Origin of the sequence: Clostridium aquiflavi, from assembly GCF_031344075.1 — a bacterium.
Classification (GTDB): Bacteria; Bacillota; Clostridia; order Clostridiales; family Clostridiaceae; genus Clostridium; species Clostridium aquiflavi.
In genome coordinates this window covers 45823-55064 of record NZ_JAVJAN010000029.1, presented here as the reverse complement: position 1 = coordinate 55064, position 9242 = coordinate 45823, and the positions used below count along the sequence as shown (strand labels likewise).

Genomic DNA, 9242 nt, shown 5'->3' with positions numbered 1-9242 from the left:
AAGTTTTTTAATCAGTTGAAATCTAATTTCTTAACTTCTTTTTAACTTGTTTGCCGCATCTCTCAGCGACGTGTTTTATCTTAACATCATCCATAATATATATTTATAACAAATCAATTCATATTTATAAATTATATTTAATATACTCTTTATTTCTCTTTTTAATTAATTTATCCTAATATTGACACACGTGGATAAGTTATTATTGTATACTACTACTTTACTGAGTCTTTCTATTGACATTACTATATTAAATACTTAAACAAAGCTATTAATTGTATATTTATTCCATTAATAAGCTTTAATTATAAGCACATCTAATGTGTTCCCCCTCTTAAATATATATTTTTAGTATTTTATATTGTACTTATAAAACCTACTCGTGAAACACACAATCTATCAGTTCTTCTTTTTAATTCAAATTAAACACCAGCACAATGTTTAATTTATATATAAGTTAACTTTCCTATTGGGAAAATGATGTTTACTTTAGTTCCTTGGTCTTTTAAAGAATTAATATTTATAGATATCCCTAGTTTTTCTGAAAGCTTTTTACAAATATAAAGTCCCATGCCTGTAGACTTTCCATATATTCTTCCGTTTTCTCCAGTAAAACCTTTTTCAAAAACCTTATCTATATCTTGATCATTTATTCCAACACCATTATCTTCAACAACTAAGGTTACATTATGATTATTTTTTAAAGAATAAATTTTTATCTGTGCATTATTGTTTTTAGAGTACTTTAATGAATTTCCTATTATCTGATTAAGTATAAAATAGATCCATTTTTCATCACTATATACATTCTCTTCTAAATCATTTATTTCTAGGGATATCTTTTTAGTTATAAAATCTCTAGAATTATTTTTTATAACCTTATTAATTACCTTTTTTATATTAAATTCTTTAACTATGTAATCCTTGCTTACTTCACCTATCTTTGAATAATATAATACTTGCTCTACAAATTCCTCTACTCTCTTAATTTGATATTTTATTTTATTGGTAGTTTCATTTAAGTTATTATCTATAACTAACATAGATGATGCTATAGGTGTTTTTATTTCATGTACCCAAGTTTCTATATATTCTCTATAGTCTATTTGAGCATTTTTATATTTCTTTATTTCCTCATTCATATCTCTATTTGTTTCTTTTAATATATTATAAAGAAGTCGTCCTTCAATAAAATTTGGCTCTTCAATAAGTTCTGACAATAAATATTTTCTATCTAGCTTTTCAAGCACACCATTTAAATTATCATAAAATTTCTTATATTTAAAAACTTCTATAACAAAATATATTCCTATTGGTAAAAACCATATTAAAAATGTTATAAAAATTAATACTAGTGGTGTTTTTAAAATTATCATTACACTAATTATACTTATAAATAATATAAAGTTTATTATTAAATAAAGTAATCTATCTTTTAAATATTCTAATATACTCATGGCATTATATATCCTAGTCCTCTTCTGGTTTCTATTGCATCTTTTATACCTATATCATCAAGTTTTTTTCTTAATCTTGTTACATTAACCGAAAGGGTATTATCATCTACAAAAATATCTGAATTCCATAGCGTTTCCATAAGTATATCTCTAGAAACTATACTCTTTTGATTTTTAATTAAGCATGCTAGAATTCTTAGTTCATTTTTTGTAAGTTCACAATATTCATTATTATAACTAATACTTCCATTAGACAAGTCCAAAGTTAAATCCTTATACTTTAAAATTTCAGATGAATCATTCTTTTTATAAGTTCTCTTTAAAATTGATGATATTCTAGCTAATAGTATTTGTGTATTATATGGTTTAGTTATAAAATCATCTGCACCTAAATTCATACTCATAAGTTCATCTATTTCACTATCTCTGCTTGTAACTATAATTATAGGTATATCTAAATTTTTTCTTATTTCTCTACATATATGATATCCATCAAATAATGGTAAGTTTACATCAAGTAAAATTAAATCATAATTATTTTGCTCTATATGATTCACTACATTAGAAAAATCATCTGTAATACCAACTTCATATCCATATCTATTAAGAAGATTTTTTAATTCATCTCTTATAGTAACATCATCCTCGACTATCATTATCTTATACATGATACTTCTCCTTTTTTGATATATTTTTTTGTTCTCAAGTTTAATATCGTACTATCTCTATAAAAATAACTACCTTAAATAAAATTTTATTATCTAAAGTAGTTACTTGTTTTAATTTATTTTGCGTTGTTTATCGTATTTTTATATGCAACAACAGTTGTATAAAAATATCCACCATATATAACTAGTATTAATGCTACTGTAGAAATAGATGCTATACCTATATCAGATTTACCATAAAACTTTATATAATCATTAACAACATGTATTCCTACTACTGAATGTATTAATGCTAAAACTAGCGGAATCATAAAATATATAAATACTTGAACAAGTATAGTTTTATTTATCATTTTTTTAGGAACTCCAATTCTCTTAAGTGATTTATACCTTTCTAAACTTTCACTTATTTCAGATAATTGTTGTAATGCTAAAATTGCAGCACTAGATATTAAAAATACAATTCCTATATATATTCCTACATATATTATTAAAGTAGATGCTCCTCTATTTGTTGCATATATATCAGTCTTAGTATCTCCTAAAATAAATATACTATCTTCTCCAACTGATTTATTAGAATCAGTAAACATTTTGAAAAACTTATGATATTTTTCTTCAAAATATTCTTTATTATCTTTAGGATAGTTTACATTAAAATATGCTACACTAGGTTTAATATTCTCTAAAACATTATCAGGAACTATTATTGTAAATATATTTCCTAATAAAGTTGAACTACTCAAAGCTTCTTTGAAAATTTTTTCATTATATATTTTATAATCCTTATTATTTAAACTTATTTTATTTTTTTCTTTTACAAACTTATTTAATGATTTTTCTAAAGCATTAAAATTAGAAGTTATTATTACTTCATTATCTTTTAAGCTTACACATTCTTTATTTTTTAATTTTAATATATTATTGTAATCAGAAATTTTCACTAAACTTATTTCATTTGGTCCATCTTGTAATAATTTTTTAGTAGAATCATCTACATCCTGTAATAAATTATTGATATTAAATTCAACTCTATATTCATTATAAAATTCTATATTTTCACCTTCATTAAAGTTAAAGTTAATTTCATTTAGTGCGTCTTTCATATTTTCAATTTTGTTATCATCTTGTAAAAACATATATCCAGATACATCAAAGGGAGTTGATGCTTCTAAGCTTTTTTCCATTGTGTTCTTAAGACTAATCCCTGTAGATAATATTGTTACCGTAAAAAATAACATTAAACATATTAAGCTCATAGATATAAAATTAGTATTTACTTTGCTATATATTTGTCTGCTTACAAATATATTTAAATTTTTAAAATATATATTTTTATTTGAGTTTACTATATATAAAATAAATCCTGCTAATCCAAAATAAAACATAAAAGTTCCAATAACACCTAATAATATAGCTAACTTGAATCTAATATCATTAATATTTAATCCACTTTTATTAATACAGTAATAAGCTAACACTAGTATAATTATTGATAATATAAACAATATTATATTAAATTTATTATTTCTTATTTTAATATTTTCACTCTTTTTAGGTGAATTAATCATATCTATTAATTTATATTTAGAAATAATAGTTACATTAAATATCATTGCAAATATAAATATAATGCTAAAATACAATATAGTTTTTAATATTGCTGATCCTGAGATTATAAATTTATAATCTATCATAGGTACTTCAAACATCTTGGCGGTAAATACTGATAATCCCTGTGATAAGATAACACCTATAAATAATCCAATAATTAAAGAAATCAATCCAATAATAAATGTTTCAAAAACTAAAATCTTAGATATTTCAGATTTTTTCATTCCTAAAGTCATATATATTGCAAATTCTTTTTTCCTCTTTTTTATTAAAAAATTATTTGCATATAAAATTAATCCACATAATACAAAAGAAATAAAAACTGAAATTCCAGAAATAAAATTATTTATTAATGTCATAATCTCACTTTGGCTACCATTAAGAGAAAATATCATCTTTTGTGATTCTATAGAATTAAAACTATAAAATATACATACACCAAAAGTAAGTGTTAAAAAATATATTGCATAATCCTTAAAGCTTCTTTTTACATTGTTTTTAGAAATTTTAAAAAACATCGCTAGAGTCACCCCCTAAAAGAGTTACAACTTCAATTATTCTATTAAAAAATTCTTTTCTTGTATCGGTACCTCTAATTAACTCATTAAATATTCTTCCATCTTTAATAAATAAAATTCTATGTGCATAACTAGCTGTAAATGCATCATGAGTAACCATAAGTATAGTTGCCTCTAAATTACTATTTAACTTTTCAAATGACTCTAAAAGCATTCTTGAAGATTTAGAATCTAATGCTCCTGTTGGTTCATCGGCTAATATTAATGAAGGATTTTTAACTATTGCTCTTGCACACGCAACTCTTTGTTTTTGTCCTCCAGATATTTGGTATGGATATTTATTTAATATCTCTTCTATTCCTAATTCTTTTGCTACATTTTTTATTAATGAATCTATTGATCTTTTTCTTTTATTTTGAATAGTTAATGCTAATGCTATATTCTCATATGCTGTTAAAGTATCTAATAAATTAAAGTCTTGAAATACAAAACCTAATTCATCTCTTCTAAAATCTTCTAAAGATTTAAGTTTTAATCTAGTAATATCTTTATTGTTTATTGTTATACTTCCTGTTGTTACATTATCTATTGTAGAAATTAAATTTAATAATGTTGTCTTTCCACTACCTGATGGTCCCATTATACCTATGAATTCACCTTTTTCTACATTAAAACTTATATTATCTACTGCCTTTGTTATGTTATCCTTATTTCCATAATATTTTTCAATCTTATCCATTTTTAATATCGTACTCAATTACATCACTCCAAACATTCTTATAGACAGTATTATAAACAATGTAGTTAAAATCACATATCTATATATCTTTCATTTAAATTACATTTTTGAAAGATAAGAAATAAAGTATCTACTCTATACTTTTCTTGAAACCTATTGATATTACTTACTCTAAAGTCTGTCCATCTCTATAATTTCCTGTACAAAAAAAGATATTTCCAAAATAAATTCTATTTTTAGAAATATCCCCTATTACACTATTTAATACTATTTAATAAATTATCTAAGTTTTCTTTTAAAGATTTAGCTTGTTCTTGAGATATATTTATTTTACAGCACATCTCATTAGGAACAGTAACTATCTCCTCTTTTAACTGTCTTCCTTTATCAGTTAATTCAACAATAACTACTCTATCATCATTTTTATCTCTATATCTATTAACCAATCCCATAAATTCTAATTTTTTTAATAACGGTGTTAATGTGCCAGAATCCAAATGCAATCTTTTACCAATGCCTTTTACTGTAATTTTCTCATCTTCCCACAAAACAAGCATTGCAACATATTGAGTATATGTAAGATTAAATTTATCTAAAACTGGCTTATATAATTTAATTATTTCTCTAGAAGCTGCATATAAAGAAAAACAAACTTGATTTTCTAATTTAATGCAATCATATTTACTCATAAAATTCTCCTATTCTTAATATATATAAATTTCAAATTAAAATATCAAAATTAAATTTTAACAAATTAAATCTATTAAAATAATATTATAATTATATAAATTTTATGTCAACACATATAAATAATGTAGCTCTATCATATACTATTTAAAATTAAATTTATTCAGCCTTAAAAAATTTTATAATTTTTTATACAAAAATTTAAGCTTCTTATTATATTAATATAATAAGAAGCTGTTTTTTACAAATTAGCTTCTATATTTTGTTTTAATACATCCTTAGGTAAAAATCCATTTAATTTGCTTACTTCTTTACCATTTTTAAATATCATAATAGATTGAATTGAAGGAATATCATATTTGTTTACCAAATCTCTACTTTCGTCTACATTTACTTTCAAAAATTTTGCTTTATCAGCTACTTCATCTTTCACCTCATTAAATACAGGCGCAACTAACTTAGAAGGACTTCCTAAATTTGAATAAAAGTTCACTACTGTGGTCCCATCTTCTATTTCTTTTTTAAAATCAAAACTATAAACTTGTTTTATCATAATTCTAACCTCCAATTTTTATATTTGTTTGTTAGAATTATTTTTAGCTTCTTTTCTTTCTATATACATAAATTTTAATTTTATTTTAATTATTGGTAATAAACTTTTATTTTATTCTATTTTTTAACATTCCTTTATAATAACTTGTTTAACAAATCAACATATTCATTTTTTATATCTTCATATATTTTTATTAAATCATCAGTTTCTTGTTTTACTCTTTCAACTATATAATCATAATTTTCTACAACTAATTGAACTATGTTGTAATCTACTTTATTACTATTTGCCATATTTTTAAGTATTTCAACTATTCTGTCTTTGCTAAATTCATCTTTATAACTTCTAACAGCCATTAGTGCACTAAAAATATCTGCAATTGCTACTATTCTAGCTTCTCTTGATATTTCTTCACCTTTTAAACCAAATGGATATCCTGTTCCATCTAATTTCTCATGATGAGCCATAGCTATATCTCTAATATCATCTATATCCAAATTACTTAATATTTTGTATCCAATAATAGCATGATCTTTCATGATTTCAAATTCTTCATCTGTAAGTTTTCCTGGCTTCTCCAAAATATTTATAGGAGTAGCTATCTTTCCTATATCATGAATCATAGCTGAAATTTTAATTTTTATACACAAGTCATCATCAAAATTCATCAATTTCGCTACTTCATAGCTCATAGCTTGTACCACTATAGTATGTTTTACTGTTATCTCACTTCTAAAATCTATTGCATATGTTAACATCTTTATATAATTTATGATTTCTTCTCTACTAATATATTTCTTATCAAAAAATTCAATTAACTCATCTTTATATGTGTTATCCTCAAGCTTTTTATTAAAATCTGTTGTTTCTAAAGCTTTTAAATATAAATCTATATTTTCTTTTTTATATGCTTTTGTTCTATTTATAATTAATGATTTATTTATTTTATTATGCTTTAAATGAAGTAATGAAATATAATCTGCCAATCCCATTAATAGAGCTTCATTTGGCATATCTTTAATATTTTTTTCTTTAATCTCTGTGTCTGTAAAGTGATGGCCTAATACCACTTTATGCATCTCAGATACAGGTGAAAAATATTTAATAAATAATGAACCATATATAGCATGATTTATTGGCGCTATTGAATCTATTTCTATAAGTTTATTTCTTTCTGAAACTTTGTATGCCCCTATATCATGAAATATTGCTACTGTGCATAATTTTAAAACTTCATCATCAGTATAACTTCCATCAGCTTGCAATAGCTTCAATAATATATATGATACTTTTTCTCCATGGTCTAACAATCTTTTGTCCATTGCATTAAATGCCCTTTGCATTATTATTATTACATCTTTTAAAGTAACGTTTCTCATTGTATCTCCTATTTACCCTTCTTTGAAAATTTCTTATTTATACATATATTATACTTATTTTGCTTTAATTCCAATAATAAGAATATCAATATTTAAATATTATTTTCTTTTTCTTAAAATATCGATTGTTTTAATCTCAGCTATAGTAGAAAAAATTTTTGCTATTTTAGTGTACTTAAATTTTCATTTTATAAAACCCATATTAAAAAAGAAATATAAAAAAGAGCTAATTTCAAAATTATTATTTAAAATTTGAAAATAGCTCTTTTTTATTTATTGACCCTATTTTAAAATATGTGTTAATATTTACAATAGATTATTTTACATTGAAGTTGGACTTATCTATATCTCACAACCCCCTGCTAAAACATAGCCTATTTATTCTATAAGATGACAGAAAAAAGCATGTTGCTTATTTAGTTCTTTTTGATACCAATCTGTCTTTATTACACTTATATACCCATCCACTATTCTTTTTACTCGTTCTTCTTTAGTGAATTGCACAGTTATCATAGTTAAAAAGAATCCTATAATTGCTATTATTATTACATATCTCATTGTACTAGATAAATTTAAGAATATGCATAAAGATATTGATGAAAAGATTACTACAAATATTGATATATATGTAATAAAGTTTATAATTTTTTTAGTATCCTTTATTTTACTTACTAATTTGTCTACTGTAGATACATCCTTAAAAAACACATCTAGTTTATCTTTATATAACTCAATAAATTGAGATATTATATGTTTGTATATATCTTTATTTTTTATCTCTGAAATTCTCATACACATTACTAATGGATATTCATAATCACTTATGTCATTATATTCATATTCATTTCTATTTTGTAGACTAGGAATTCTTACTTTTAATTGTCCTTTTACATCTAAAACTAATTCATAATTATCGTTAACTAAGTTTATAAAGTTATCTTTAATAATTTCTAATGATCTTATAACTGATGGATTACTTGAATATTTTTTTTCCAAAATATCTATAATTGTCATAATTCTATACCCTTTCAATAACCAAAATTTACAAAAATAAATAATCTAAGTATTCTATATTAAATTATATCAATATTTGTACATATTGTCCAAATATTGTATTTTGATTATATATATTCAAAATAATAATAAAAAATATAAATATATTTAAACATTTACCTCTACTTTAAGATATCGAGCAATATTTAAATATATTTATATCTATAAAATTTTTATTTAATTATGACATACCTATAATCATCCCTATAATATAAGGAACTAACCATACTAACCATACTGCTATACTAAGCTTATGGAAAACAGCTTTCTTATTCTCATCATTTTTATATAATACCCATGTTGCCCATACTGCATGAAATAACATTAATACTATTGCTAAGACCCCTGTTACTCCATGAATGGCTTGTGTTGCTGTATTTGCAATTTGCACTTGAGATTTAGATATTTGTCCCATTAAAAGTGTGCCTATAGTATCACATAAAAGTCCTAACCAAAATATAATTACATGCCTCTTCTTCAGTGTTTTTGCCTTTCTTTCCCCAAATACACCTATTGTATAAAATACAAGTGCTAATGTTATTGCAATAATTGCTAAAATTAATTTCATATCCAT

The 9242-nt window shown here is 23.1% G+C and carries 9 protein-coding genes; all 9 read right to left on the bottom strand.

Annotated features, from left to right (window positions below; genetic code table 11):
• Positions 1-446 precede the first annotated feature (446 nt).
• The 9 genes from RGC78_RS11455 to RGC78_RS11415 all read right to left on the bottom strand — a co-directional run bounded on the left by RGC78_RS11455 (position 447) and on the right by RGC78_RS11415 (position 9242).
• Positions 447-1457: a sensor histidine kinase gene (locus RGC78_RS11455; RefSeq protein ID WP_309556676.1), complete on the bottom strand. Its 1011-nt coding sequence runs from the start codon at positions 1455-1457 to the stop codon at positions 447-449.
• Complete coding sequence (locus tag RGC78_RS11450; RefSeq protein ID WP_252216492.1) at positions 1454-2125, bottom strand: response regulator transcription factor; 672 nt, start codon at positions 2123-2125, stop codon at positions 1454-1456. Before RGC78_RS11450 ends, RGC78_RS11455 begins: the two co-directional genes overlap by 4 nt.
• 116 nt (positions 2126-2241) lie before the next feature.
• The gene (locus RGC78_RS11445) at positions 2242-4257 is read right to left on the bottom strand and encodes an FtsX-like permease family protein (protein ID WP_309556675.1); all 2016 of its coding nucleotides are present in this window, start codon (positions 4255-4257) and stop codon (positions 2242-2244) included.
• A complete protein-coding gene (locus RGC78_RS11440) occupies positions 4247-4996 on the bottom strand; it encodes an ABC transporter ATP-binding protein (RefSeq protein ID WP_434062235.1) in 750 nt (249 codons plus the stop codon). Before RGC78_RS11440 ends, RGC78_RS11445 begins: the two co-directional genes overlap by 11 nt.
• 257 nt (positions 4997-5253) lie before the next feature.
• The gene (locus RGC78_RS11435; RefSeq protein WP_252216483.1) at positions 5254-5685 is read right to left on the bottom strand and encodes a MarR family winged helix-turn-helix transcriptional regulator; all 432 of its coding nucleotides are present in this window, start codon (positions 5683-5685) and stop codon (positions 5254-5256) included.
• A 239-nt stretch (positions 5686-5924) separates the two neighbouring features.
• Positions 5925-6236, bottom strand: a complete 312-nt coding sequence (locus RGC78_RS11430) for a thioredoxin domain-containing protein (protein WP_252216479.1) — start codon at positions 6234-6236, stop codon at positions 5925-5927.
• Positions 6237-6370: 134 nt separating this feature from the next.
• Positions 6371-7615, bottom strand: coding sequence for an HD-GYP domain-containing protein (locus RGC78_RS11425; protein ID WP_309556674.1), 1245 nt, complete (start codon positions 7613-7615; stop codon positions 6371-6373).
• Positions 7616-7993: 378 nt separating this feature from the next.
• Positions 7994-8629 carry a hypothetical protein gene (locus RGC78_RS11420; protein WP_252216473.1) on the bottom strand — a complete coding sequence of 212 codons (636 nt, stop codon included), beginning with the start codon at positions 8627-8629 and terminating at the stop codon, positions 7994-7996.
• A 220-nt stretch (positions 8630-8849) separates the two neighbouring features.
• On the bottom strand, positions 8850-9242 hold the full coding sequence (locus RGC78_RS11415) for an HsmA family protein (protein WP_252216470.1): 393 nt from the start codon (positions 9240-9242) through the stop codon (positions 8850-8852).